This is a genomic window from Pseudomonas sp. GW823-FHT02C05, from assembly GCF_058797595.1.
On sequence record NZ_JBXAJU010000003.1, the window covers coordinates 14,568 to 38,782 of the forward strand.

Annotated in this window: 19 protein-coding genes and 1 pseudogene; 10 read left to right on the forward strand and 10 right to left on the reverse strand. The window is 65.2% G+C overall.

Features of this window, described 5'->3' with window-relative positions; genetic code table 11:
- Positions 1-6: 6 nt before the first annotated feature.
- From AC1RGE_RS16285 to AC1RGE_RS16295, 3 genes are all read right to left on the reverse strand, one after another.
- Positions 7-1,704 carry a molecular chaperone HscC gene (locus AC1RGE_RS16285; protein WP_011063474.1) on the reverse strand — a complete coding sequence of 566 codons (1,698 nt, stop codon included), beginning with the start codon at positions 1,702-1,704 and terminating at the stop codon, positions 7-9.
- A gap of 192 nt (positions 1,705-1,896) precedes the next feature.
- Positions 1,897-3,600 (reverse strand): acid phosphatase, encoded by a 1,704-nt coding sequence (locus tag AC1RGE_RS16290; RefSeq protein WP_015637036.1) that lies wholly within the window; start codon positions 3,598-3,600, stop codon positions 1,897-1,899.
- 186 nt (positions 3,601-3,786) lie between these two features.
- Entirely contained in the window at positions 3,787-5,205 is a 1,419-nt protein-coding gene (locus tag AC1RGE_RS16295; RefSeq protein ID WP_011063472.1) for a short-chain fatty acid transporter, read from the reverse strand.
- Positions 5,206-5,320: 115 nt separating this feature from the next.
- Between AC1RGE_RS16295 and AC1RGE_RS16300 the strand changes: the two genes are divergently transcribed.
- The gene (locus AC1RGE_RS16300; RefSeq protein ID WP_041774476.1) at positions 5,321-5,554 is read left to right on the forward strand and encodes a hypothetical protein; all 234 of its coding nucleotides are present in this window, start codon (positions 5,321-5,323) and stop codon (positions 5,552-5,554) included.
- Positions 5,555-5,558: 4 nt separating this feature from the next.
- A complete protein-coding gene (locus tag AC1RGE_RS16305) occupies positions 5,559-6,947 on the forward strand; it encodes an aminotransferase-like domain-containing protein (protein WP_072442468.1) in 1,389 nt (462 codons plus the stop codon).
- Here AC1RGE_RS16305 and panB read toward each other — a convergent pair.
- Complete coding sequence (gene panB / locus AC1RGE_RS16310; RefSeq protein WP_011063469.1) at positions 6,935-7,762, reverse strand: 3-methyl-2-oxobutanoate hydroxymethyltransferase; 828 nt, start codon at positions 7,760-7,762, stop codon at positions 6,935-6,937. The two genes, AC1RGE_RS16305 and panB, sit on opposite strands and share 13 nt — an antisense overlap.
- 175 nt (positions 7,763-7,937) lie before the next feature.
- Between panB and AC1RGE_RS16315 the strand changes: the two genes are divergently transcribed.
- A complete protein-coding gene (locus tag AC1RGE_RS16315) occupies positions 7,938-9,266 on the forward strand; it encodes an MFS transporter (RefSeq protein ID WP_011063468.1) in 1,329 nt (442 codons plus the stop codon).
- Positions 9,267-9,434: 168 nt separating this feature from the next.
- The gene (locus AC1RGE_RS16320; protein WP_011063467.1) at positions 9,435-9,953 is read left to right on the forward strand and encodes a hypothetical protein; all 519 of its coding nucleotides are present in this window, start codon (positions 9,435-9,437) and stop codon (positions 9,951-9,953) included.
- Positions 9,954-10,025: 72 nt separating this feature from the next.
- Here the strand turns inward: AC1RGE_RS16320 and AC1RGE_RS16325 are convergent, their stop codons facing one another.
- A complete protein-coding gene (locus AC1RGE_RS16325; RefSeq protein WP_015637031.1) occupies positions 10,026-10,442 on the reverse strand; it encodes a lysozyme inhibitor LprI family protein in 417 nt (138 codons plus the stop codon).
- Positions 10,443-10,529: 87 nt separating this feature from the next.
- Positions 10,530-11,900 carry a GntT/GntP/DsdX family permease gene (locus AC1RGE_RS16330; protein ID WP_492584629.1) on the reverse strand — a complete coding sequence of 457 codons (1,371 nt, stop codon included), beginning with the start codon at positions 11,898-11,900 and terminating at the stop codon, positions 10,530-10,532.
- A 248-nt stretch (positions 11,901-12,148) separates the two neighbouring features.
- Between AC1RGE_RS16330 and AC1RGE_RS16335 the strand changes: the two genes are divergently transcribed.
- On the forward strand, positions 12,149-13,045 hold the full coding sequence (locus AC1RGE_RS16335; protein WP_401156672.1) for a cation diffusion facilitator family transporter: 897 nt from the start codon (positions 12,149-12,151) through the stop codon (positions 13,043-13,045).
- Positions 13,046-13,102: 57 nt separating this feature from the next.
- On the opposite strand, the gene AC1RGE_RS16340 is transcribed toward AC1RGE_RS16335, so the two are convergent.
- Positions 13,103-13,777, reverse strand: a complete 675-nt coding sequence (locus tag AC1RGE_RS16340; protein ID WP_011063463.1) for a heavy metal response regulator transcription factor — start codon at positions 13,775-13,777, stop codon at positions 13,103-13,105.
- A 386-nt stretch (positions 13,778-14,163) separates the two neighbouring features.
- On the opposite strand from AC1RGE_RS16340, the gene AC1RGE_RS16345 reads away from it, so the two are divergent.
- From AC1RGE_RS16345 to AC1RGE_RS16355, 3 genes are all read left to right on the forward strand, one after another.
- Positions 14,164-15,414 carry a TolC family protein gene (locus AC1RGE_RS16345; protein WP_492584631.1) on the forward strand — a complete coding sequence of 417 codons (1,251 nt, stop codon included), beginning with the start codon at positions 14,164-14,166 and terminating at the stop codon, positions 15,412-15,414.
- Between the two features lie 200 nt (positions 15,415-15,614).
- Entirely contained in the window at positions 15,615-16,784 is a 1,170-nt protein-coding gene (locus AC1RGE_RS16350) for an efflux RND transporter periplasmic adaptor subunit (protein WP_015637025.1), read from the forward strand.
- A 26-nt stretch (positions 16,785-16,810) separates the two neighbouring features.
- On the forward strand, positions 16,811-19,948 hold the full coding sequence (locus AC1RGE_RS16355; protein WP_053153833.1) for a CusA/CzcA family heavy metal efflux RND transporter: 3,138 nt from the start codon (positions 16,811-16,813) through the stop codon (positions 19,946-19,948).
- 305 nt (positions 19,949-20,253) lie between these two features.
- Here the strand turns inward: AC1RGE_RS16355 and AC1RGE_RS16360 are convergent, their stop codons facing one another.
- Positions 20,254-20,475, reverse strand: coding sequence for a hypothetical protein (locus tag AC1RGE_RS16360; RefSeq protein ID WP_492584633.1), 222 nt, complete (start codon positions 20,473-20,475; stop codon positions 20,254-20,256).
- 176 nt (positions 20,476-20,651) lie between these two features.
- Positions 20,652-21,980, reverse strand: coding sequence for an OprD family porin (locus tag AC1RGE_RS16365; RefSeq protein WP_011063458.1), 1,329 nt, complete (start codon positions 21,978-21,980; stop codon positions 20,652-20,654).
- Positions 21,981-22,301: 321 nt separating this feature from the next.
- On the opposite strand from AC1RGE_RS16365, the gene AC1RGE_RS16370 reads away from it, so the two are divergent.
- On the forward strand, positions 22,302-22,634 hold the full coding sequence (locus AC1RGE_RS16370; protein WP_015637022.1) for a DUF2790 domain-containing protein: 333 nt from the start codon (positions 22,302-22,304) through the stop codon (positions 22,632-22,634).
- A gap of 60 nt (positions 22,635-22,694) precedes the next feature.
- Here AC1RGE_RS16370 and AC1RGE_RS16375 read toward each other — a convergent pair whose 3' ends face one another.
- Positions 22,695-23,189 carry a RidA family protein gene (locus tag AC1RGE_RS16375; protein WP_011063456.1) on the reverse strand — a complete coding sequence of 165 codons (495 nt, stop codon included), beginning with the start codon at positions 23,187-23,189 and terminating at the stop codon, positions 22,695-22,697.
- Positions 23,190-23,405: 216 nt separating this feature from the next.
- Between AC1RGE_RS16375 and AC1RGE_RS16380 the strand changes: the two are divergent.
- A pseudogene (locus AC1RGE_RS16380) lies at positions 23,406-24,176 on the forward strand (PAS domain-containing protein); the annotation flags it as partial.
- Positions 24,177-24,215: the final 39 nt, after the last annotated feature.

Below are 24,215 nucleotides of genomic sequence, written 5' to 3' on the forward strand. Positions count from 1 at the left end.
CGCTCCTCAGTGCCAGTGGCCGTTTTCCAGGTGTTGCAGCTGTTCACTGAGCTGGCTGCGCACTTCGCGGATCTTGCGCTCGTCCTGGGTTTCCAGCACTTGCTGGAATTGCCCGGCCCAATAGCCGATCTGTTCGCGCAACTCCCCCAGGCTCTCCTGATACAGGCGTTCCAGTCGGGCGCTGAGTAGCGTGTTGACCTGCTGGTCGCGGGGGTGAATCTTCAATTGCGCCAGGGCCTTGAGGCGCTCCTGGATTTCTTCCGGAGTCAGCACGCCGGGGTTGTTTTCGATCACCAGGGAATGGCTTTCCCCGGTCAGCGGGATGCTCACCTGGGCTTCCAGCAGGCCGTTGATGTCGTAGGTGAAGCGCACGTCCAGCGAGACTTCGCCGGCGGGGCGCTTGGGCACGCGCATTTCCAGCTGGCCCAGGGCGACGTTGTCGCGCACCAGGCGGCTTTCGCCCTGGAAGATCTTCAGCAGCACCTGCTCCTGGTTGTCATGCAAGGTCTGCACGGTCTTGACCCGGCTTACCGGCACCACGCTGTTGCGCTCGATGATCGGCAGGTAGTGCCCGCTCTCGATCTGGTTGCCGTATTGCTGGGAGGTCTCGATCCCCAGGGTGTAGGAGCAGACGTCGGTCAGCACCACTTCTTCCAGGGCCGCCGAGCGTGCCTTGAGGGCCGCCTGGACCGCCGCGCCCTGGGCCACCACCTGGTCGGGATCGAGGCTGATGGAGGGAAAGCGCCCGAACAGCCCGGCCGCCAGCTTGCGCACCAGGGGCATGCGGGTGGCGCCGCCCACCAGGAGGATTTCATCCAGGTCGCTGACGCGGATCCGTGCATCGCGCAGGGCGCGTTCGATGGGCGCCCGCAGGCGTTCCAGCAGCGGCGCATAGAGGCTGGCCAGTTGCGCCTGGGTGATGGTCTGGGTCCATTGCCGGCCATCGACCCGCAGGCTGAATTCGGCACTGGGCTCCTGGCCGAGGGCGCGGCGCACGCGCTCGGCTTCCCGGCGCAGTGCCTGGAGCACGCTCTGGCGTTCGGGAAAGCCCGCGGCCTGGGCCTGCTGTTCGAGGAAGTGTTCCAGCAGCAGGTTGTCGAAGTCCTCGCCGCCGAGGAAGTTGTCGCCGGCGCTGGCGCGGACTTCCATGACCCCGTCGAACAGCTCCAGGATCGACACGTCGAAGGTGCCGCCACCGAGGTCGAAGACCAGGAACGAGGTTTCCCGGTCACGCTGGTGCAGGCCGTAGGCCAGGGCTGCGGCGGTGGGTTCGTTGATCAGTTTTTCCACCTTGAGCCCGGCCAGTTCGCCGGCAATCCGCGTGGCCTTGCGCTGGGCATCGCTGAAGTAGGCTGGCACGCTGATCACCGCTTCCTCCACCGGTTCGCCATAGGCCCGCTCAACGTCTTCCTTGAGGCTCTTGAGCACCAGGGCCGAGAGTTCTTCGGGGCGGTAGGTACGTTCCCCCAGGCGCACTTCGGTGGCGCTGCCCATATAGCGCTTGAACAGCGCCGTGGTGAGCTGCGGGTGCGTGTGCAGGCGCTCCCTGGCGGCTTGCCCCACCAGGATCCGGCCTTCGTCGTCCAGGCCCACCACGCTGGGGGTGAGCAGTTCGCCCAGGGCATTGGGCACCAGCTCGCTGGCGGTTTCGCGCCAGACCGCGACCAGGCTGTTGGTGGTCCCCAGGTCGATACCTACGATCATGACGACGAACTCCCTTTCCAATCGGAAAACAGATGAAACAAATAGGTGGCGCGCAGGATATTACCCGCCGGGTGGATGGGTAAAGTGGGTGATGTTATATGGCTATCATTTGTGCCGGTGCCGCAGAACCGAAGCCGGGCTTGGGTTTCGGTTCTGCGGTGGCAGGTGGGCCCGTTGCGGGCCCGGCCGGGGTCAGGCCGTGAAGTGCAGGGCGTTGGTCAGGTCGCCCATGGGCTTCTGGCCCCGGGCGATCATGGCCTGGTCACGTTCCTTGATGCCGTCCAGGGTTTCCAGCTGGAACACCCGGGTGATCAGCCGCAGGATCGAGGCGGTGTCGTAGACCGTGTGGTCCACCGTGCCCTTGCGGGCGAACGGCGATACCACCAGCGCCGGAATCCGCGTGCCCGGGCCCCAGCGGTCGCCCTGGGGCGGCGCCACGTGGTCCCACCAGCCGCCGTTTTCGTCAACGGTGACGATCACCACCATGTTTTTCCACTGCGGGCTTTCCCGCAGCACTTTCAATGCCCGGTCGATATGCCGGTCGCCGGCGGCCACATCGGCATAGCCGGCGTGCAGGTTGAGGTTGCCCTGGGGCTTGTAGAAGGTCACCGCCGGCAGCTTGCCAGCCTCGGCATCGGCGAAGAACTTGTTGGTGCTCGACTCATCGCCCAGGCCGCCGTCGCGCAGGCGCTTGGCCCGTTCGGCGGGGTTTTCCGGGCCCTGGCGCACGAAGTAGTTGAAGGGCTGGTGGTGGTACTGGAAGTTGGGGATCTTGGGAATCCCGCCGGAATCCTTGAACTGCTCCAGGGTCGCCTGCCAGGCGCCGCCGTACCAGGCCCAGTCGACGTTCTTCTTCGACAGCTTGTCGCCGATGTGTTCGTGGGTTTGAGGCACCAGTACGCTGGGCAGGTCCGGCTTGGCGTAGTCCGGGCGCTCCGGGTCGCGGATCCAGGTCGGCCAGTAGGGCGGGGCCATGGTATTGACCGCGTAACCGTCCGGGGTCAGGGCGCTGGGACCGAACTGCGGAGCGCCGTCCATGGCACTGGCCGGGGACTTGTCCAGGGGCTTGAGGCGGGTGCCCTTGGGGTCGTCGCCCTGCAGGGTGGCGATCTGCGACTTGGCCACCGAGTTGGCGGCATCGGGGTAGAACGGCACCTTGGCGCTGATCAGGTACTGGTGGTTGAGGAACGAGCCACCGAATGCCCCCTGGAAGAAGTTGTCGCAGAGCACGAACTCCCGAGCCACGTCCCACAGGCGCAGGGAGTAGCGGGTCTGGGCGTAGTGGCCCATGGTCAGGGCGCCGGAGTCGGCCCAGGCCACGAAGCTGTCGTTCTTGCCGCCGTTGATCTGCATCTGGTTCTGGTAGAACACGTGCCACAGGTCGCGGGTCACCAGGCCCAGGGGCAGGTCCTCGCCACTGGGCCCCTTGAGGGCGAAGGGGGCATTGGGCAGGTTTTCCTGGAACTGGGTTTCCACCGGGTAGGTGATGCCGTCCAGGGTCTGCGGGCCCACCTGGAGAATGCCGCCCCAGATCGGCGGCAGTTTCTGCAACAGGTTGCCGTCGCGGTCGCGCTGCTGGAAGTCTTCGGGCTTGAGGGCCGAGAGCGGTTTCTCCACCCCGGGAAAGTTGGCGAACAGGTTGTTGAAGCTGCGGTTCTCGGCGAACAGTACCACTACGTTTTTCACCTGCTCCTGCAGCGCCTTGTCCAGTTCGGCCGGGGACAAGGGGCGTTCCACCGGCGGTTTGCCTCCTGGCTCGCCGGGCTGGCCGCAGGCGCTCAGGGTGGCGCCGACCCCCAGAACCGCAACGCCGCCTAGGAAGCGGCGGCGGCTGGTATCGGCAGGCTGGTCGGTGGCGGATTCGGGGGTGTCGCGCAGGTCGGTATCGTCGCTCATGTCGGCTCCTTGCTCGGCTCTCTGAGGATTCGTTACAAAGTATTTCGGTCGCACGGTAACAACCGAATATGACGCAAAGGCTACAGGAATGCGGCAAGGCCTGGCTGTCTGGGCCCTGGATAAATCTGCGATTGGGCCGGCGGGCCGTTATCCACAGGCCCGCTGTGCAGCGGGCCTGTGGCTCTGTCAGGGAATGACCGGCGGCAGGTAGGACAGGGTGGTCCCCAGGGCCCAGAGCAGCACCAGCACCAGGGGCGCATGCACCAGCAACTGGACAAAGGAGAAGCCGATCAGGTCCCGGGCCTTCAAGCCCAGCACCCCCAGCAGCGGCAGCATGTAGAAGGGGTTGATCAGGTTCGGCAGGGCCTCGGCGGCGTTGTAGATCTGTACCGCCCAGCCCAGGTGGTACTGCAGGTCATTGGCCACCTGCATCACGTAGGGCGCCTCGATGATCCACTTGCCGCCGCCCGAAGGAATGAAGAAGCCCAGCACCGCCGAGTACAGCCCCATCAGCAGCGCGTAGGTGTCGTGGGAAGCGATCTGCACGAAGAAGGTCGAGATGTGGTGGGCCAGGGTCTGGCCATCCACGCCCTTGACCACGGTCATCAGCGCGGCGATCGAACCGTACAGCGGGAACTGGATCAGCACCCCGGTGGTGGTGGGCACTGCCCGGGCCACGGCATCGAGGAAGCTGCGCGGGCGCCAGTGCAGCAGGGCGCCGGCCATCAGGAACAGGAAGTTGTAGGTGTTGAGCCCGGAGATCGCGGTGATCGCCGGTTTGGTGGCGAACTCGTGATACAGCCAGCCGGCCGCCAGCAGCGCCAGGAGAAGGGTCAGCAGCGGGCTGTATTCCAGCCATTCGCCAGGGCGGGTCCGGGGTTGCGGCTTGGGCATGCTGAAGCTCGGGTCGACCCCGCAGGCCTGGGCATCCCGGGCGCTGCCGGGGCCGGGCGCCGTGGCGTAGGCGACGATCAGCGAGACCACCACCAGGGCCAGCAGCAGGACGCCGGATTGCCAGAGAAAGATGGTCTGGGTGAAGGGAATGACCCCGGTGATGGCCAGGATCGACGGTGGCAGGCTGCCGGGGTTGGCCTGCAACTGCGCCGCCGAAGACGACAGCCCCAGGGCCCAGACCGCGCCCAGGCCCAGGTAGGCGGCAGCGCCGGCGGCGCGGTAGTCCATGCGCAGTTCGGTACGCCGGGCCAGGGCCCGCACCAGCAGGCCACCGAACACCAGGGACAGGCCCCAGTTGAGCAGGGAGGCGACCATGGAAATCAGCGCCACCCAGGCCACCGCCGAGCGGCCGTTCCTGGGAATGCGCGCCAGCTTGTCGATCAGCTTCACCGCCGGCGGCGAGCTGGCGACCACATAGCCGCCAATGACCACGAAGGCCATCTGCATGGTGAAGGGGATCAGGCTCCAGAAGCCGTCGCCAAACGCCATGGCGGCATCGGTGGGCTTGGCGCCCATGGCCAGCGTGGCCAGGGCAACGATGATCACCGCCAGCGCGGCGAACACCCAGGAGTCGGGAAACCAGCGTTCGGCCCAGTTCGAGCAGCGCAGGGCAAAGCGGGCGGAGCGGCTATCTTGAATATCAGCGGCCACGTGAGTACCTCGGATTTCTTATGTTTATAAGGAGGTCGGCCGCCCCAGGCAGAGGCGGCCGAGAACTGTGCAAGAATGCGGCAATTGCCACGGACTGCAAAGGATCTCAACGCCCATGTCATTTTCCCCCGAAGAACGCGCCGCACTGCTCAAGGTCAAGGGTGTCGGTTCTACCGTGGTCGCTCGCCTGGAACAACTGGGCATCACTTCCCTGGCCCAGCTGGCCGCCGCCGATGCCCTGCACATCGTCACCCAGGCTTCGGCCCTGGTGGGTTCCAGTTGCTGGAAGAACAGCCCCCAGGCCCGCGCGGCGATCCAGGCGGCGATCGCCATGGCCAAAGGCAACTGAAGCGGTGCAGCGCCACCCGTCTTTCGCCTATCAGGCGGTCTACCGCTACCTGTCGCAGTGGATCGACAACGCCGCCAGCGATCAGGAGCAACGCCTGCCGTCATTGCGCGAACTGGCGCAGCGGCTGAAGGTTTCCCTGTCCACCATCAAGTACGCCTACGCTCTGCTGGAAGACGAGGGGCGCATCTGTTCGCGGCCGCGCCAGGGCTATTTCACCCGGGCCCTGGCCGCCGCGACCGTGCCCGAGGCCGGTGAGGATCTGCTCGACAACCTCTATGCCCAGGCCCGCCTGCCGGGGCGCCTGGCGCTGTGCAGCGATGCGCCGGCGATGCTGCTGTCGCTGGAGCAACCCTTGCTGATGACCGAGCGCGAACTGGCCCGCCAGTACCCGCGCAACCAGGCACCGCTGTACCAGCCCCTGGGCGAGCAGGAGCTGCGCAGCGAACTGGCCCGGCGCTACACCTGCTCCAGCCGCGACTACTGGCAGGCCGACCAGGTGTTCCTGGGGGCCGATCTGCACAGCGTGGTGGAGTTGGCGTTGCGAGCGCTGGACCTGGACGGCGGCGTGGTGCTGGTGGAGTCCCCGTGTTCCTGGGCGATCCTGCGCCAGTTGCGGGCGGCGCGCCTGCGGATTATCGAGCTGCCCCTGGATGCCGGCGGGCGCTTCGATCTGCAGCAGGTGCAAGCGCTGCTTCAGCGCGAGCCGGTGCGCCTGGCGGTGTTCTCCTCGACGGTGAACATCCCCCACGGCAGCCTGATGCCCGCCGCCGACAAGCAGCAGCTGTGCCGCTGGTTCGCCGAGCGGGGGATCTGGCTGCTGGAGAACGACAGCTACGGAGCATTCAGCTTCGTGCCCGGCGCTGCTCGCTATCGGGATTTCGCCGATCCCGAGCGCCTGCTGGTGTTCGCCAGCCTGGACAAGGCCATCGGCGCCGAGGCGCCCTTGAGCTACGTGCTGAGCCGCAGCCTGGGCCCGGCCTTGCAGCGCCAGTGCCTGGAGCGGCGCTTTCGCCTGTCGCCGATCCGCCAGAAGGCCGTGGCCCGGCTCTTGAGTTCCGGTCGCGTAGACCAGCACGTGCTGAAACTGCGGGGCATGCTGCAACAGCGAATGAAGCAGTTGCAGCAACTGCTGGACGAGCAGGCCGGCGGGCTGTTGCATGCGCCGCTTGCCGCCGGCGGCGCGACCTTGTGGGTCGAAGCCAGGCGCCCGGTGCCGATGACCCGGGTCTACGAGCGCCTGCTGGCCGACGGCATCGTCATCGCCCCGGGGGCGATCTTCAGCCAGCAGGGCTTGTGGCAGCAGCACCTGCGCCTGAGCTTCACCCTGGACTGGAGCAAGGATATCCAGGGCGCCCTCGGGCTGTTGGCGCGGGCGGTGAGTCAGGCCTCCTGAACCACCCCATAACAATGCTGCAACTGCGGAAAGGCCTGCTCCCGAACCTCTGCGGCGAAGCGTTCGCAGGCCTGGCTGATCAGGGCGCCGGCATCGGCGTATTGCTTGACGAAACGCGGCACCTGGGGCCCGCCCAGCCCCAGCAGGTCTTCGGTCACCAGTACCTGGCCGTCGCAGGCCGGGGAGGCGCCGATGCCAATGGTCGGCATCGGCGAGAAGTCGCTGATGCGCCGCGCCAGGGGCTCCGCAACCCCTTCCAGCAACAGGCTGAAGGCGCCGGCCTCGAGGTGGGCCCGGGCATCTTCCTCGATCTTGCGGGCCGCCTCGCTGTCGAGCCCCTGGGCCTTGAACCCGCCCATCTGGTTGACGAACTGCGGCATCAGGCCGATATGCGCCATCACCGGAATGCCCCGCTGCACCAGGAACTCCACGGTGGGCGCCAGGGCCCGGCCGCCCTCCAGCTTGAGGGCGGCGCAACCGGTGCGGGCCATCACCTCGGCGCAATTGCGGTAGGCCTGTTGCGGGGATTCCTGGTAGCTGCCGAAGGGCATGTCGGCAATCACGCAGGCCAGGCGGCTGCCGGCCACCACCGCGCGGGTGTGGGCGATGATTTCCGCCAGGCTCATGTCCAGGGTCGAGGTGCGCCCGTAACCGACCATGGCGGTGGAATCACCGATCAGGATGAAATCCACGAAGGGGTCCATCAGCCGCGCCATGTGGCTGGTATAGGCGGTGAGGGAAACGATCTTCTGCCGGCCTTTCATGGCCACCAGTTGCGGGACGCTCAGGCGCTGGGTGCGGGTATGGCTGCTCATGACGACTTTCCTGATTCTGCTTGGGTGGGAAAGTGCCCGATTATTGGCCTGGCGCGCGGCCGTTCAAGGTACAGAAAACCCCGGAAAACCAACCCAGGGCCGGGAACGGGTTGTTCCCCGGATCTTTTGCGTAGACCATGAGCGCCTTTGCTTTGTGCTGCCATCGAGTTGCTTTATGACCCCTTCCACTGAGTCGTCGCCGGCGCGCTTTTCCCGCTCCGACTACAAGACCCTGGGCCTGGCCGCCCTGGGTGGTGCCCTGGAAATCTACGACTTCATCATCTTCGTATTTTTCGCCCTGACCCTGAGCCAGCTGTTCTTTCCCCCGGAAATGCCCGAATGGCTGCGCCTGTTGCAGAGCTTCGGGATCTTCGTCACCGGCTACCTGGCCCGGCCCCTGGGCGGCATCCTCATGGCCCATTTCGCCGACCGCCTGGGGCGCAAGAAGGTCTTCAGCCTGAGCATCCTGATGATGGCGCTGCCTTGCCTGCTGATCGGCATCATGCCGACCTATGCCCAGATCGGTTATTTCGCGCCCTTGCTGCTGCTGGCGCTGCGGGTGCTGCAAGGTGCCGCCGTGGGCGGTGAAGTGCCCAGCGCCTGGGTATTCGTCGCCGAGCACGCGCCGCGGGCCCATCGCGGTTATGCCCTGGGCTTTCTCCAGGCCGGACTGACCTTCGGCTACCTGCTGGGCGCCCTGACCGCGACCCTGCTGGCGCGGGTCTTCAGCCCCGAGGAAATCCTCGACCACGCCTGGCGCTATCCCTTCCTGCTGGGCGGCGTGTTCGGCGTGATCGGCGTCTGGCTGCGCCGCTGGTTGAGCGAAACCCCGGTGTTCGTGGCGCTGCAGCACCAGCGCGATGCCGCCGCCGAACTGCCCCTGCGCACCGTGTTGCGGGAACACCGGCTGGCGATCCTGCCGGCGCTGATCCTCACCTGCGTGCTGACCTCGGCGGTGGTGGTGTTCGTGGTCATCACCCCGACCATGATGCAAAAAAGCTTCGGCATGAGCGCCAGCCACACTTTTGCCCTGAGCAGCCTAGGGATTGTCTTTCTCAACATTGGTTGCGTGCTGGCGGGGCTGGTCGTCGACCGCCTCGGTGCCTGGCGCACGGTGATGCTCTATAGCCTGCTGCTGCCACTGGGCATCGCCGTGCTCTATGGCTGCCTGATCAGCGGCGGCGCCTGGATCGGCCTGGCCTATGCCATCGCCGGCCTGGGCTGCGGCGTGGTGGGGGCGGTGCCGTCGGTGATGGTGGGCCTGTTTCCGGCGCGGATTCGCGTGTCGGGGATCTCCTTCACCTACAACATCGCTTATGCCCTCTGGGCCAGTACCACGCCGTTGCTGCTGATCGCCCTGATGCCCTGGAGCCCCTGGATCTGCGTGATCTACTGCGCAGTGATGGGAGCGGTGGGGGTCGTCAGCGCCGGTTACTTCGGCGGCCGTGTGGGTGAGGAAGGGCCTGCGGCAGCGAGAGAAAGCTGCATGGCTGACCAACGCTAGGACTTTTCTTCGGCTTGCTGTGATTCAGCGAAGCGGCGAGCTAGAGCCTTCACCAAAACGCCTCTTGATCCCGCGTGAAACCGGGTTGGAAAAGGGCTTTCAGCCCCCGGTTTTTTCCCGCTAATCTCCCGGAACGCGCGGCCTGCGCTTGGGTTTCCGGGAGCTGTCTTGATTCGTTCGACGCTGTGTTCCTTGCGAAATTTCTCCGCCTTGGCGCCACTGTTACAAGTGGCGCTGATGAGCTTCGTGCTGGGGTTGGTGTTTGCCCTGATCCAGGCCTGGACCTGCACTCAACTGGACTACGGCCTGGAGGGCGCCAGCCCCGACAGCTTGCGCGCCCGGGTGATCGCAGTGGAGGCCGGGGCGCTGCTGGTGGAGGAACTCGACACCGGGGAGCGCCAACGCTTGCGCCTGAACCGCGAACTGACCCGGCTCCAGCTGCCACTCGCTCAACTGCCGGGGCAGACCCTGGTTCTCCGCCACCTGCGGGGGTACCTGCTCAGTTGTCGCCGCGACGATCAACCCGGGTGCAGCGCCCTGTGTTCCAGCGCCGCAGAGTGCCAGCAGCGCCTGCGCCAGGGCGACTCGTGTGTTGGCATGCTGGGCTTTGCCTGGCTCGTCAGCCTGATCTGCGGACTGCTGCATGGCTTGGGGCATCGACCGTTCTGGCAGCGAGCGGGCTCCTGAGGCCGCTTTCGCGGGCAAGCCCGCTCCTGCAGGTGCTCCGGCTTGCCGGCGAAGAGGCCCCCGGGCCTGCTGTCATTCGGGCAGCAGTTGTTCCAGATAGCGGGTGCGTTCGGTGCTCAGGCGGGTCACGCAGAGGTTGATCAGGGTCACATGGGCCGGCTTGCCCGGTTCCACTTCGAAGGCCTCCAGCACGCAGGTGCTGTCGCGGTATTTGATCCAGGCGCGTTGGGCGTTCTTCAATTTGCCGAGGTATTCCTGTTCTTGCAGCAGGCTGCTGGGGTACAGGTTGTGCACCCGGACCAGCAGCGCCTGATAGCTCTGGTTGAGTGCGGCGTCGGCCCGCTCCTTGTCCTGCTGGGCGCAGCGGTCGACCTGTTCGCTGACGCTGATGTGCTCGCAATCCAGCGCTGCGGCCTGGGCAGGCGCCCAACCAGCGGCGCCTGCAATTACGGCGATGACGAGGCCAAAGATCCAGGGCTGATAAGGCATGTCGGTCCCTTGCGCTGAGAATGAAGCGGGCATTCTACAGCGCTGTTCCCAATGCAGAAGGGCTGGCCTGCCCACCACGGCCAGCGGTTATTGCAACCAGTGCCAGAGCAGCAGCGTCCCCACCAGCCCGACCACGGAAACAATGGTCTGCAGCACCGACCAGACCCAGAGTGTCTGCTTGAGTTGCAGGCCGAAATACTCGCGCACCATCCAGAACCCGGCGTCGTTCACGTGGCAGAAGAACACCGAGCCGGCGCCGATGGCCAGCGCCACCAGGGAGCTTTGGGTGGCGGCCAGACCGGCCATCATCGGCGCCAGGATACCGGCGGTCGTGGTGGTGGCCACGGTAGCCGAGCCGGTGGCCTGGCGCAGGGCCACGGCGATCAGCCAGGCCAGGAGGATATAGGGCAGGTGCGCGCCTTCGGCCACCTTGCTGATGGTCTGGCTGACCCCGGCATCCAGCAGCGTCTGTTTGAGCCCGCCGCCGGCGCCAATGGTCAGCAGCAGCACGGCAATCGGTGCCAGGCTTTTGCGCAGGGTGTTGCCCACCTGGTCCCGGGCCATGCCGTTGGCCCAGCCCAGGCAGATCACCGCGGCGATCACCGCCAGGCCCAGGGCGATCAGGGGTTCGCCGAGAAACTTCAGGGTCAGGGCCAGGGTGTTCTCCGGGCTCATGGCGACCTTGGCCAGGGTGCTGCCGAGCATCAGCAGCACCGGCAGCACAATGATCAGCAGCGACACGCCGAAGCCCGGCTGGCGCGGGGCCTTGGGCGCAGCACTGAACAGCGCGCCGAGCTCCGCCGGTTCGCTGACCTGCAGGCGCTTGGACAACCAGTTGCCATACAGCGGGCCGGCCAGGATCACCGCCGGCACGGCCAGGCACAAGCCCAGCAGCATGGTCAGGCCGAGGTCGGCGTGCAGGGCGCTGACGGCAATCAGCGGGCCCGGGTGCGGGGGCATCAGCGCGTGCAGGGTGGTCATCCCGGCCAGGGCCGGAATGGCGATTTTCAGCAGCGGCAGGCCCGAGCGGCGGGCCATGACGAAAATGATCGGCACCATCATCACCAGCCCCACTTCGAAGAACAGCGGCAGGCCGATGACCATCGCCACCAGGGCCATGACCCAGGGCAGCGACTTGCCCTTGCCCAGGCCCAGCAAGGTCGAGGCGATGCGATCGGCGGCGCCGGACTCGGCCATCAATGCGCCGAGCATCGAGCCCAGGGCAATGATGATCCCGGCCTCGCCGAGAATCGCCCCGGCGCCCTTGCTGAAGGCCTTGGCCACTTCCTCCGGCGGCAGGCCTGCGCCCACCCCGGCAATTAAGGTGCCGATCAGGATCGACAGGAACGGCGGCAGTTTGGTGGCGCTGATCAGCACAATGATGCTGGCGATGGCCACCAGGCAGCAGATGATCAGGCGGGTGTCGTGGACCATCCAGGCGGCAGTCGATACATCCAAGGCGGGACTCCTCAATCGGCTATTTTTATCTGTTACGTTTTGTTTCACTTTTTTGGGAGCATACCCGAGGCGCCCGCCGCAGAGGGCTTATGCGCACTTTTGGTGCATTCGTTAGCCGGCTAACTATGGGCCTGCCCTGGATAACCGGCGGATAACCGGCAGATGACAATTCGCTTATCCAGCCCTGGGCACCTGGCCAATCGAACTATCATCAGGGCCACGCTTTACCAGCCAACCGAGGATCTTTCATGGGCGCAGGACACAGTCACGGCCAGGTACGGGCCGGGCATGAACGCAAGTTGTGGATGGCCCTGGGGCTGACCGGCAGCTTCATGCTCGCCGAGGTCATCGGGGCCTTTGTCACCGGCAGCCTGGCGCTGCTGTCGGATGCCGCGCACATGCTCACCGATACCCTGGCGCTGGCCATCTCCCTGGTGGCGATCCAGGTCGCCAAGCGCCCGGCGGACCGAAAGCGTACTTTCGGTTATGCGCGCTTCGAGATCCTCGCCGCGGCGTTCAACGCCCTGCTGCTGTTCGTGGTGGCGTTCTACATTCTGTTCGAGGCCTGGCAACGCCTGCAGGCACCGGCCGAGATCCAGTCCACGGGAATGCTGGTGATCGCGGTGCTGGGGCTGATCGTCAACCTGATCTCCATGGGCCTGCTGGCCTCCGGCAGCAGCCAGAGCCTCAACGTCAAGGGTGCATACCTGGAGGTATGGAGCGACATGCTCGGTTCACTGGGGGTGATCATCGCCGCGCTGGTGATCATGTTCACCGGTTGGGGCTGGGTCGATTCCCTGGTGGCCGCGGCCATCGGCCTGTGGGTGTTGCCACGGACCTGGACCCTGCTCAAGGAGAGCATGAACGTGCTGCTGCAAGGGGTGCCGGACGGGGTCGACATCGACCAGGTGGAGCAGGCCATACGCCAGGTGCCGGGGATCAGCGACGTGCACGACCTGCATATCTGGGCCCTGACCAGCGGCAAGAACGTGCTTAGCGCGCATCTGGTGGCGCACCTGCAAGGGCGGGATGAACAGGCGATCCTGGCCGAGGTCACCGAGCTGCTGCAGGAGCGCTTCGACATCGCCCACGTCACCTTGCAGGTGGAGCAGGCAGGGTTTCATGAGCAGGTGCATCAACATTGAGGGAGCCGCGCTTGCGTCTTGTGCAGGAGCCGGCTTGCCGGCGAACACGGCCGCGCCTCAGTCGCGTTCTTCAAGGACATAACCCACACCGCGCAGGGTGTGGATCAGCTTGCGTTCGAAAGGGTCGTCGATCTTGGCCCGCAGGCGGCGGATCGAGACTTCCACCACATTGGTGTCACAGTCGAAATTCATGTCCCAGACAAAGGAAATGATCTGGGTCCGCGACAGCACCACGCCGCTCTGGCGCATCAGCAGGTGCAGCAGGGCGAACTCCTTGGTGGTCAGGTCGATGCGCTGCTTGCCGCGAAAGGCCCGGTGCCGGCCCTGGTCCAGCTCCAGGTCGGCGACCCGCAGCACATCCGGCACCGGCGCCTGTTCGCTGCGGCGCATCAGGGTGCGGACCCGGGCCAGCAATTCCGGAAACTGGAACGGCTTGACCAGGTAATCGTCGGCGCCCAGGTCCAGGCCACGGATCTTGTCCGCCAGCCGGCCCTGGGCGGTGAGCATCATCACCCGGGTGCTGCTGTCCTGGCGGATCTGCCCGAGCACGCCCCAGCCGTCGATGTGCGGCAGGTTGATGTCGAGGATCACCAGGTCGTACGCATGCTGGCGAGTCAGGTGCAGGCCGTCCGCGCCGTTGTTGGCGCAATCCACCACGTAGCCACTTTCAGTCAGCCCCTGATGCAGGTAGTCAGCGGTCTTGGGTTCGTCTTCGATGACCAGAATACGCATGAAAATGAGGTTCTCGGCAGGTGGGGGACAGTAACGAAAAGACGCGAATAATCAGCGGGCCAATGCTCGAAAGTTGTGCGGCCCCGTGCCGTATTCGTGTTCTTTAAAGTTCGCTTACTGGCACTTGAAAAGTGCTCTTGATGTTCACTTCGAATAGCCGGATGTTAATACAGAACCTTGAGCCAGAGCCTTTGCTAACGGATTTGTAATCTTTGCGCCACCCTGCTGATAAGCACTGAAAGTTACAGTTGGCCGAACTTGAAACTCTCCCTGTCAATGGGCGAACTGCTGCAGTTTCATATCGGCCGGAACTCCTGTGGATAAGCGTCGATATGGTGCGCTGCAACTTCGCAGACACTTTGCCTCCATAGGGGCCGGAACTTGTTATGCCGACTTTCCCGAGAATATCTGCCCGGGCAGCACGCACCTGCGTCCTGACCCTGTTGCTGGCCCTGGCGAGCCAATCTGCAAGCGCCGTCGAGCAACCGCTGTTGAGCCTGGACAGCGCCCTGGCCCGAGCCTTTGCCAACAACCCTGAACTGGCCGCCGCACGCTGGGAGATCGACATCGCCCAGGGCGCCCGCCAGCAGGCCGGGCTCATCCCCAACCCGGTGCTGTCGGTGGACGCCGAGGACACCCGCCGGGATTCGCGCACCACTTCGGTCAAGCTCAGCCAGGCCCTGGAGCTGGGGGGCAAGCGCGGAGCACGGATCGACGTGGCCAGTCGCGGTCAGGAACTGGCGGCCCTGGAGCTGGAGCGGCGTCGCAACCAGTTGCGTGCGGATGTTCTGGATGCCTATTACACGGCGCTGCGGGCCCAGGAGCGCACCCAACTGGCCGGGCGCTCCCTGGCCCTGGCCGAACGGGGCGTGGCGGTAGCCCAGGGCCGGGTCAACGCCGGCAAGGCCTCGCCGGTGGAAGCCACCCGGGCCCAGGTGCAACTGGCCGAGGTGCGCCTGGAACTGAACCGGGGGCAGATGGAGCAGGACAATGCCTACCGACGCCTGGCCATGGTCACTGGCGCGGCCACCAGCGACTTTGCCGGGGTGCAGGAGCAGCCCCAGGCACTGGCGGCGCTGCCGGCCCCGGCACAGTTGCTTGGCCGCCTGCCGGAAACCACCGAACTGCGCCTGGCGGAGCAGGAAGTGGTGCAGCGCGAGGCGTCCCTGGGGCTGGAAAAGGCCCAGCGCATTCCCGACCTGGACGTCAGCGTGGGCAGCCAGTACGACGCCAGCGCCCGGGAGCGGGTCAACCTGGTAGGGCTGTCGATGCCTTTGCCGCTGTTCAATCGCAACCAGGGCAACGTGCTGTCCGCCGCCCGCCGCGCCGACCAGGCCCGGGACCTGCGCAACGCCACCGAATTGCGCTTGCGTACCGAAACCCGCCAGGCCCTGGAACAGTGGAACACCGCCCGGGGCGAGGTGCAGTCCTTCCACCAGACCATCCTGCCCGCCGCCCAGCGTGCGGTGGACAGCGCCACCCAGGGCTTCGAGATGGGCAAGTTCAGCTTTCTCGACGTTCTCGATGCTCAACGCACCCTGATCGGCGCGCGCACCCAGTACCTCGCCGCGGTGGCGCAAACCACCGATGCCTGGGTACGGATCGAGCGCATCTACGGCGACCTCAGCCGTTGGTGAAACCCTGGCTGATGGGCCTGGCGTGCCTTGCCGCGTTGCTGGTGAGCGACTGCAGTGGCGCACCCCCGGCAGCCCCCGAAGACCCACCCGCGCATTGGTGCGTGCATGAGCTGCATCGGGCCATTGGTCAATGGCTGTTTCCCTCTACCCCGTAAGGCAGCGCCTGGCGCTACCGACCCTCGATCGATTCAGGAGTCCCCATGGATAAAAAACGCAGCCTTGTTCTGGCCAGCACGGCAGTGGTCGGCCTCGGGCTGGCGGCCTTGCTGCTGCCGGGCCTGTTCGCCAGCCCGGCAACGGTGCCCCAGGCCGAGGAGGCCGGGCACGGCGCCCAGGAGCCCGAGGGCCATCTGGAACTCAGCCCGGAACAGATCCAGGCCGCCGGCATCGAGCTGGCCGCAGCCGGTCCGCGGCGCCTCAACCGGGTACTCAGCCTGCCGGGAGAGATCCGCTTCGACGAGGACCGTACCTCGCACATCGTGCCCCGGGCCGCCGGTGTAGTGGAGTCGGTACAGGTCAACCTCGGCCAGGCGGTCAAGCGCGGCGAACTGCTGGCGGTGATCGCCAGCCAGCAGATCTCCGATCAGCGCAGCGAGCTGGCCGCCGCCGGGCGGCGGGTGGAACTGGCCCGTACCACCTTCCAGCGCGAGCGCCAGTTGTGGGTCGACCAGATCTCCGCCGAGCAGGATTACCTGCTGGCACGCCAGGCCCTGCAAGAGGCGGAAATCGCCCTCAACAATGCCCGGCAGAAGATGAATGCCCTGAGCGGCAGCGCCCAATTGGTGGGCGGCAACCGCTATGAAATGCGCGCGCCGTTCGACGGTGTGGTGGTGGAAAAACACCTGAGCGTGGGCGAAGTGGTGGGCGAAACCAGCGCCGCGTTCACCCTCTCGGACCTGTCCCGGGTCTGGGCCACCTTCGGCGTGTTTCCCAAGGACCTGGACAAGGTCCGGGTCGGCCAGCCGGTGCAGGTCAGCTCCAGTGAGCTGGGGACCCAGGTCCAGGGTCAGGTGGCCTACGTCGGCAGCCTGCTGGGGGAACAGACCCGCACCGCCACGGTGCGGGTGACCCTGGCCAACCCCAATGACGCCTGGCGCCCGGGGCTGTTCGTCTCGGTACAGGTGGCCACCGAAGCCTTCGACGCACCGGTCAGCGTGCCGCAGACGGCGATCCAGACCGTGGAAGACCGGCCCTCGGTGTTCGTCCGCGTGGCCGAGGGGTTCCAGGCCACGCCTGTGGTCACCGGGGCCAGCCAGGACGGTTTTGTCGAGATCCGCGAGGGCCTCGAAGCCGGGGCCCAGGTAGCCGCCCGCGGCAGCTTTACCCTCAAGTCCGAACTGGGCAAGGGCGCGGCCGACCACGGCCATTGATCGGCCTCATCAGAGAGTGACTTCCCATGTTTGAACGCATCATTCAATTCGCCATCGAGCAGCGCATCATCGTCCTGCTGGCGGTGCTGCTGATGGCCGGCGTCGGCATCGCCAGCTACCAGAAGCTGCCGATCGACGCGGTGCCGGACATCACCAACGTCCAGGTGCAGATCAACTCCGCGGCGCCGGGGTTCTCGCCCCTGGAAACCGAACAGCGCATCACCTTTCCCATCGAGACGGCCATGGCCGGCCTGCCGGGGTTGCAGCAGAGCCGGTCGCTGTCGCGCTCGGGGTTGTCCCAGGTAACCGTGATCTTCAAGGACGGCACCGACCTGTTCTTCGCCCGCCAACTGGTCAACGAGCGCCTGCAAGTGGCTCGCGAGCAATTGCCCGACGGTGTGGAGGCGGTGATGGGGCCGATTTCCACCGGGCTCGGGGAGATCTTCCTGTGGACCGTGGAGGCCGAGGAGGGCGCCCGCAAGGAGGACGGTACGCCCTACACCCCCACCGACCTGCGGGTGATCCAGGACTGGATCATCAAGCCGCAACTGCGCAACGTGCAGGGCGTGGCCGAGATCAACACCATCGGCGGCTTTGCCAAGGAGTACCAGATTGCCCCGGACCCCAAGCGCCTGGCGGCCTACAAGCTGACCCTGAGCGACCTGGTGACGGCCCTGGAGCGCAACAACGCCAACGTCGGCGCCGGCTACATCGAGCGCAGCGGCGAGCAGTTGCTGATCCGCGCGCCGGGGCAACTGGCGTCCATCGAGGACATCGCCAACATCGTCATCAGCAGCAGCGACGGCACGCCGATCCGCGTGCGCAACGTGGCCGACGTGCAGATCGGCCGCGAGTTGCGCACCGGCGCGGCCACCGAGAATGGCCGGGAAGTGGTGCTGGGCACCGTGTTCATGCTGATCGGCGAGAACAGCCGTACCGTGTCCCAGGCGGTGGCGAAGAAACTTGAGGAGATCAACCGCTCGCTGCCCGAAGGCGTGGTGGCGGTCACGGTGTACGACCGCACCAACCTGGTGGAAAAGGCCATCGCCACGGTGAAGAAGAATCTCTTCGAGGGCGCGCTGCTGGTGATCGTGATTCTGTTCCTGTTCCTGGGCAATATCCGCGCGGCGCTGATCACCGCCCTGGTGATCCCGCTGTCCATGCTGTTCACCTTCACCGGCATGTTCAGCAACAAGGTCAGCGCCAACCTGATGAGCCTCGGTGCCCTGGACTTCGGCATCATCGTCGACGGCGCGGTGGTCATCGTCGAGAACGCCATCCGCCGCCTGGCCCATGCCCAGCAGCACCACGGGCGCATGCTGACCCGCTCCGAACGGCTGCATGAAGTCTTTGCCGCGGCCAAGGAAGCCCGGCGCGCGCTGATCTTCGGCCAGTTGATCATCATGGTGGTGTACCTGCCGATCTTTGCCCTTACCGGGGTGGCCGGGAAAATGTTCCACCCCATGGCCTTCACTGTGGTCATGGCGTTGCTGGGGGCGATGATTCTCTCGGTGACCTTCGTTCCGGCAGCCATCGCGCTGTTTGTCACCGGCAAGGTCAAGGAAGAGGAAAACCTGCTGATGCGCAGCGCCAAGCGCGGCTACGCCCCGGTGCTGGACTGGGTGATGGCCCGGCGTGGCCTGACCTTCGCCCTGGCCGGCTTGATCCTCGCTGGCAGTGCGCTGCTGGCCAGCCGCATGGGCAGTGAATTCATCCCCAGCCTCAGCGAAGGCGACTTTGCCCAGCAGGCCCTGCGGGTGCCCGGCACCAGCCTCACTCAGTCGGTGGACATGCAGCAGCGCCTGGAGAAAACCCTGCTGGCGCAAGTGCCGGAGATCGAGCGGGTGTTCGCCCGCACCGGCACCGCGGAGATCGCCTCGGACCCGATGCCGCCGAATATTTCCGACAGCTACCTGATGCTCAAGCCCAAGGCCCAGTGGCCGGACCCGAACAAGTCGCGAGAGGCGCTGATCGCTGATATCCAGCGTGCCAGTGCCCTGGTGCCGGGCAGCGCCTACGAGCTGTCGCAGCCGATCCAGCTGCGCTTCAACGAGCTGATTTCCGGGGTGCGCAGCGATGTTGCGGTGAAGGTGTTTGGCGATGACATGGCGGTGCTGAACAAGACCGCTACGCAAATTGCCACGGCCTTGCAGAGCTTGCCTGGCGCCTCGGAAGTCAAGGTCGAGCAGACCTCGGGGCTGCCGGTGCTGACCATCAATATCGACCGCGACAAGGCCGCACGTTTCGGCCTCAACGTGGGGGATGTGCAAGACACCATCGCCGTTGCGGTGGGCGGGCGCCAGGCCGGCACCCTGTACGAAGGCGACCGGCGCTTCGACATGGTGGTGCGCCTGTCCGATCAACTGCGCACCGATATCGACGGCCTGTCCCGGCTGCTGATTCCCATACCGGCGACGGCGGGCACGGCCAACGGGCAGATCGGCTTCATCGCCCTGTCGGAAGTGGCCAGCCTCGATCTGGTGCTGGGCCCCAATCAGGTCAGCCGGGAAAACGGCAAGCGCCTGGTGATCGTCAGCGCCAACGTGCGCGGGCGGGATATCGGCTCCTTCGTCGAAGAGGCCACAAGCCTGATTGCCGAGAAGGTCAAAATCCCGGCCGGCTACTGGACCACCTGGGGCGGTCAGTTCGAACAATTGCAGGAAGCCTCCCAGCGCCTGCAGGTGGTGGTGCCGGTGGCCTTGCTGCTGGTGTTCGGGCTGCTGTTCATGATGTTCAACAACCTCAAGGATGGCCTGCTGGTGTTCACCGGGATTCCCTTCGCCCTGACCGGCGGGATCATGGCCCTGTGGCTGCGGGACATACCGCTGTCGATCTCGGCGGGGGTGGGCTTCATTGCCTTGTCCGGGGTCGCCGTGCTCAACGGCCTGGTGATGATTGCCTTTATCCGCAACCTGCGAGAGGAAGGGCGCTCGTTGTCCCTGGCGATTCATGAAGGCGCCCTGACCCGACTGCGCCCGGTACTGATGACCGCCCTGGTGGCCTCCCTGGGCTTCATCCCCATGGCCCTGGCCACCGGCACCGGCGCCGAAGTGCAACGGCCCCTGGCCACGGTAGTGATTGGCGGCATCCTGTCCTCCACCATCCTCACCTTGCTGGTGCTGCCTGCCCTGTACCAATGGGCGCATCGCAGGGAAGAAGACTGATCGCTTGCCAGCGAAGGTGACCTTACGGACGCCTTCGCTGGCAAGCCAGCTCCTACGGGGGAGCCACCGGCCCACCGCTCAGAATCGAACCGACACACTGTAGGAGCCGGCTTGCCGGCGAAGGCGATCTCGTGGGCGCTTTCGCCGGCAGGCCAACTCCTGAGGGGATGGTTTTCATGGGGGACCGCGCAGGTGTGCCAGGCAAAAAAAAAGCGCCCCAAGGGGGCGCTAAAAATTCATCTCTTTCCAAAGGAGCATCAGAAAAAACGCTTCAAGAGATGAATGTGCTCGGTAGGCAATCGCTGTCAGATGTCTTCTTCGGCCGTGGTAGGCGCAGAAGCATCGCGAGGGGCTTTGCCGGTGCTGCCGGTGGCGGCTGTTTCCTGGTTGGCGTCGCCGTGGATCTGTTCCTGGCTGGCCAGGAAAGCTTCGCGGACCTGCTGTGGGCGTTCGCTGCCATCAGCGGCCCAGATGGCGGAGCTGGTTGTGGCCAGTAGGCCGATCAATAACAGTTGGGTTGGGCGCATGAGCTTCTCCTGACACGTTGGGCGGCCGTGAAAAACACGGTGGCTGCCAGTGTGTCCGGGAGTATATGAAGGCCAACCTAACGAGAAGGTGAGGCCGATATTACAGTTCTGAAAGGCATGAGTCTGTGAAGAAGTTTTAACACCGGGCAGGCCTGGCGCCTGCCCGGAGCCGCTCTCTAGAGCAGGGCCAGGGGGTACTCGACGATCAGGCGAAACTCTTCCAGGTCGGATTCGAACTGGCTGGAACGGATGGTCGCCTGGCGGATGCGCAGGGACAGATCCTTGAGGCTGCCGCCCTGGAACACGTACTTGGCTTCGATATCCCGCTCCCAGCGGCGCTGGTCGGTCAGTGGGTCACCTGCCGCATCGCGGCGCATGTACACCGAGTTGGCGTGGCTGTAGTCGGCGCCGCTGCCGCGGGCGTAGCGGGTCATGAACGACAGGCCGGGAATGCCCAGGGGCTGCATGTCGAGGTCGTAGCGGACCATCCACGAGCGTTCCTTGGGCGAGTTGAAGTCGCTGTACTGGATCGAGTTGTCGAGGAAGATCGAGTCCGACTGGCGCAGGTAGTCGAAGTCGTCGTTGCCGTTGTTGCGCTGATGCGACAGGGCCAGGGTGTGGGCGCCGTAGGTGGCGCCGACCTTGGCGCTCCAGATGTTGTTGTCGAACTCGCCCAGGAGTTTCTTGCCCTCATCGACGGCCTTGTAATAGTTGAAGCCGCTGAACAGGCTCAGTTGGTCGGACAGCGGGTAGTTGCCCGCGACGCCGAAGTAGTACTGGTCCCAGGCGTCCTTCAGGCGGCTGCTGTAGAGGCTGAAGTTGAGATTGGAGTTGAGCCGGTAGTCGCCGCCGAAGTAGCCGACCCAGGGCGAGTCCACCTTGCCGGCGTAGAAGGTGGCGAAGCCATCGCGCATGCCACTGCTGTCGGGCTGGCTCATGGCATGCAGGCGGCCGCCCTGCAGGTTGAGGCCGTCGATGCTGGTGTTCTCCAGGGTCACCCCGCGAAAGCTTTCCGGCAGCAGGCGGGAGTCGCCGTAGTGCACCACGGGGGTCTTGGGAAACACATCGCCGACTTTCACCACGGTATCCAGGGCTCGCATTTTCACCGCACCCCCAGCCTTGCCGTAGCTGTCGGCGGGCCGGTTGTCGTGGTTCAGCGGCAGCATGCCGAAGGAGCCACCGCCGCCGCTGCGGCCGGTGCCAGAGTCGAGCTTGAGGCCGTACATGGCAAAGGCATCGAGGCCAAAGCCCACCGTGCCCTGGGTGAAGCCGGATTCGAACTGGCCGATCAGGCCCTGGGCCCAGGCTTCGGAATAGCCGTTGCCGGTGGGGCTGGACTGGCCCTTGCGGTCGTCGCGGTTGAAGTAGAAGTTGCGCAGCAGCAGGTCGAGGCGGCTGCCTTCGACAAAGCCTTCGGGCCGTTCCTCGGCGGCCACTGCCGCCATAGGGCTGAGCCCCAGTACCGCAGCGAGCACGGACAGGGACAAGGGGGGATTGATACGCATGGGGGTCGCTCCTGAGTGTTGGCAGCTATCAACTTTTATATCGCCAGAGGCGTTCTTATTGGGCTCGACCGGCAGGCGTCGCAACGCCTGCCCAGTCGCTGTCGATAGTTGCAAACGGCAGATAACGGCGGGGTGACCCGGTCATTACAATTGTGCAAGAAAGCCGTCCAGGGCCCGGGCCAAAACCCCGACGGGCCGGGGGTTATCCCGGGTAGGGCGGGCTGTCGGCAGCGCCCATTACAGATAAGTAATCTGCCCGCGATCATCCTGACAGGGTCGGTTGCTTATCCTCGCTGGCGTCAACTGGACGAGGAAACTGTGATGAAAGCAATCAACCTGAGTCTCGCCGCGCTGCTGTTGAGCCTGGCTTCCCTGGCGCAGGCCGAAGGGGGAGGCGACCGTACGTTCGCCCGGGCCATGGTGGAAAACCAGAAGGCCATGGAGCGCTATGCGGCGAACCAGGGCAAGCCGGCGCCGGTGGTGCAGGCGTACCGCTACGGCATGAAGCTGGATGTCGCCAAGGTGGTCAACGTGACCCCGCCGATCAAGTCCTGCGAGGTGGTGCCTTCGCGCATGACGTATGAGGATTCCGCCGGCCAGCTCAAGACCATCGAGTACCAGGTCATGGGCCAGTGCCGCAACAACGGCAGTTGATGGGCCGCCGGCGCTGCTGTGCCGGGCCCGCAGGGGTGGGCCCGGCCAGCATGGCTGTACTCAGTCGTTGCCGGAGCCGGGGTGCAGGGCGACGATCATGTCCACTTCCACCGAGGCATTCTTGGGCAATTGATAGACCCCCACCGAGGTCCGGGTGTGTACGCCGGCGTCGGCAAAGATCGAATACAGGACTGCGGAGGCGCCGTCCGCCACTTCGCTCTGCTGGGTGAAGTCCGCCGCGCTCTGTACATAGACGTTGATCCGCAGGATGCGCTTGATCCGCTGCAGGTCGCCGAGCATCTGCTCGAGGATCGCCAGGGCCCGCAGGGTGCAGATCTGCGCCCCGTGCCGGGCCTGCTCCAGGGAGGTTTCGGCACCGACCCGGCCAACCACCATCACGGTATTGTCGATACGCGGGATCTGCCCGCTGACATACACCTCATCGCCATTGCGCACCGCCGGCACGTAATTGCCGCCAATGCGCATCTCGCCTTCGAAACTGTGTCCGACCTGTGCTGCGGCCTGCTGGAAAAGTGCCTTGCGTGATGCATCCATAGTCCAACTCCGTCGATCGCCCTGGAATTTCCCGTCGCCGACTATACGCGCTCCTTGGTTGCGCGAAATCCCCGGCTGCGGGCCCGAATTCCGCGGCCTTGCTGGCTGCGGAATTATTTTTGTCAGACAAGCCTTAATGGCTATTAAGAAAAATCTTTCAGGGCCGATGTTAGGCCCAAAGCAGTCCACTTTTTCAGCCCCCCCCGGTACATCCTCATGTTCAATAAACGCTTGAAGCAGGAGTTGTCGACTCTACGCGAAGAACTTTCGAGCCTTCAGCAAGTGAAGGAGAGCCTTGAAAGCGAGATGCTCGTCATCAACCTGAGCGCCGATGGACGGATTCAGTCGGTCAATCACAATTTCGCCCAGGAAATGCTCTACAAGACTGGCGATCTGGTGGGCCGGGCCCTGGAGGACATCGTCCCGGAACACGTCAAGCATGATGAGTTTCACCTGCGGTTCAAGGCGACCCTGACCCGGGGCGAACACTTTGCCGGGGCGGTGCGGCTGCTGCGCGGCAATGGCCAGGAAGCCTGGCTGCGTTCCATCTCCCAGCCGGTTCGCGACTCCGAGGGGCGGATCAAGTATTTCGCGATCTTCTCCAGCGACCTGACCCGCACCATCGAGGCCTCTCGGGAGCACGAGAACCTGATTGGCGCGCTGATGCGTTCTACCGCGCTGATCGAGTTCGACCTCAACGGCAACGTGCTGACGGCCAATGACCGCTTCCTTTCCAGCATGGGCTACAGCCTGGCGCAGATTCAGGGCAAGCATCACCGCATCTTCTGCGAGCCGGAGGAGTACAACAGCCAGGCCTACCAGGCCTTCTGGAAACGCCTGAACGCCGGGGAGTTCATCGCCGAGCGCTTCAAGCGCATCGACGCTCATGGCCGGGTGGTCTGGCTGGAGGCTTCCTACAACCCGGTCATGGACGCCAACAACAAACTCTACAAAGTGGTGAAGTTCGCCACCGTGATCACCGACCAGGTAAACCAGGAACTGGCCGTGGCCGAGGCGGCGAGCATT

Bases quoted from the DNA above. Each gene is read 5' to 3' on its own strand.
- AC1RGE_RS16285 (WP_011063474.1), bottom strand. From the start codon at position 1,704: ATGATCGTAGGTATCGACCTGGGGACCACCAACAGCCTGGTCGCGGTC.
- AC1RGE_RS16290 (WP_015637036.1), bottom strand. From the start codon at position 3,600: ATGAGCGACGATACCGACCTGCGCGACACCCCCGAATCCGCCACCGAC.
- AC1RGE_RS16300 (WP_041774476.1), top strand. From the start codon at position 5,321: ATGTCATTTTCCCCCGAAGAACGCGCCGCACTGCTCAAGGTCAAGGGT.
- panB (WP_011063469.1), bottom strand. From the start codon at position 7,762: ATGAGCAGCCATACCCGCACCCAGCGCCTGAGCGTCCCGCAACTGGTG.
- AC1RGE_RS16315 (WP_011063468.1), top strand. From the start codon at position 7,938: ATGACCCCTTCCACTGAGTCGTCGCCGGCGCGCTTTTCCCGCTCCGAC.
- AC1RGE_RS16325 (WP_015637031.1), bottom strand. From the start codon at position 10,442: ATGCCTTATCAGCCCTGGATCTTTGGCCTCGTCATCGCCGTAATTGCA.
- AC1RGE_RS16335 (WP_401156672.1), top strand. From the start codon at position 12,149: ATGGGCGCAGGACACAGTCACGGCCAGGTACGGGCCGGGCATGAACGC.
- AC1RGE_RS16340 (WP_011063463.1), bottom strand. From the start codon at position 13,777: ATGCGTATTCTGGTCATCGAAGACGAACCCAAGACCGCTGACTACCTG.
- AC1RGE_RS16345 (WP_492584631.1), top strand. From the start codon at position 14,164: ATGCCGACTTTCCCGAGAATATCTGCCCGGGCAGCACGCACCTGCGTC.
- AC1RGE_RS16350 (WP_015637025.1), top strand. From the start codon at position 15,615: ATGGATAAAAAACGCAGCCTTGTTCTGGCCAGCACGGCAGTGGTCGGC.
- AC1RGE_RS16355 (WP_053153833.1), top strand. From the start codon at position 16,811: ATGTTTGAACGCATCATTCAATTCGCCATCGAGCAGCGCATCATCGTC.
- AC1RGE_RS16360 (WP_492584633.1), bottom strand. From the start codon at position 20,475: ATGCGCCCAACCCAACTGTTATTGATCGGCCTACTGGCCACAACCAGC.
- AC1RGE_RS16365 (WP_011063458.1), bottom strand. From the start codon at position 21,980: ATGCGTATCAATCCCCCCTTGTCCCTGTCCGTGCTCGCTGCGGTACTG.
- AC1RGE_RS16370 (WP_015637022.1), top strand. From the start codon at position 22,302: ATGAAAGCAATCAACCTGAGTCTCGCCGCGCTGCTGTTGAGCCTGGCT.
- AC1RGE_RS16375 (WP_011063456.1), bottom strand. From the start codon at position 23,189: ATGGATGCATCACGCAAGGCACTTTTCCAGCAGGCCGCAGCACAGGTC.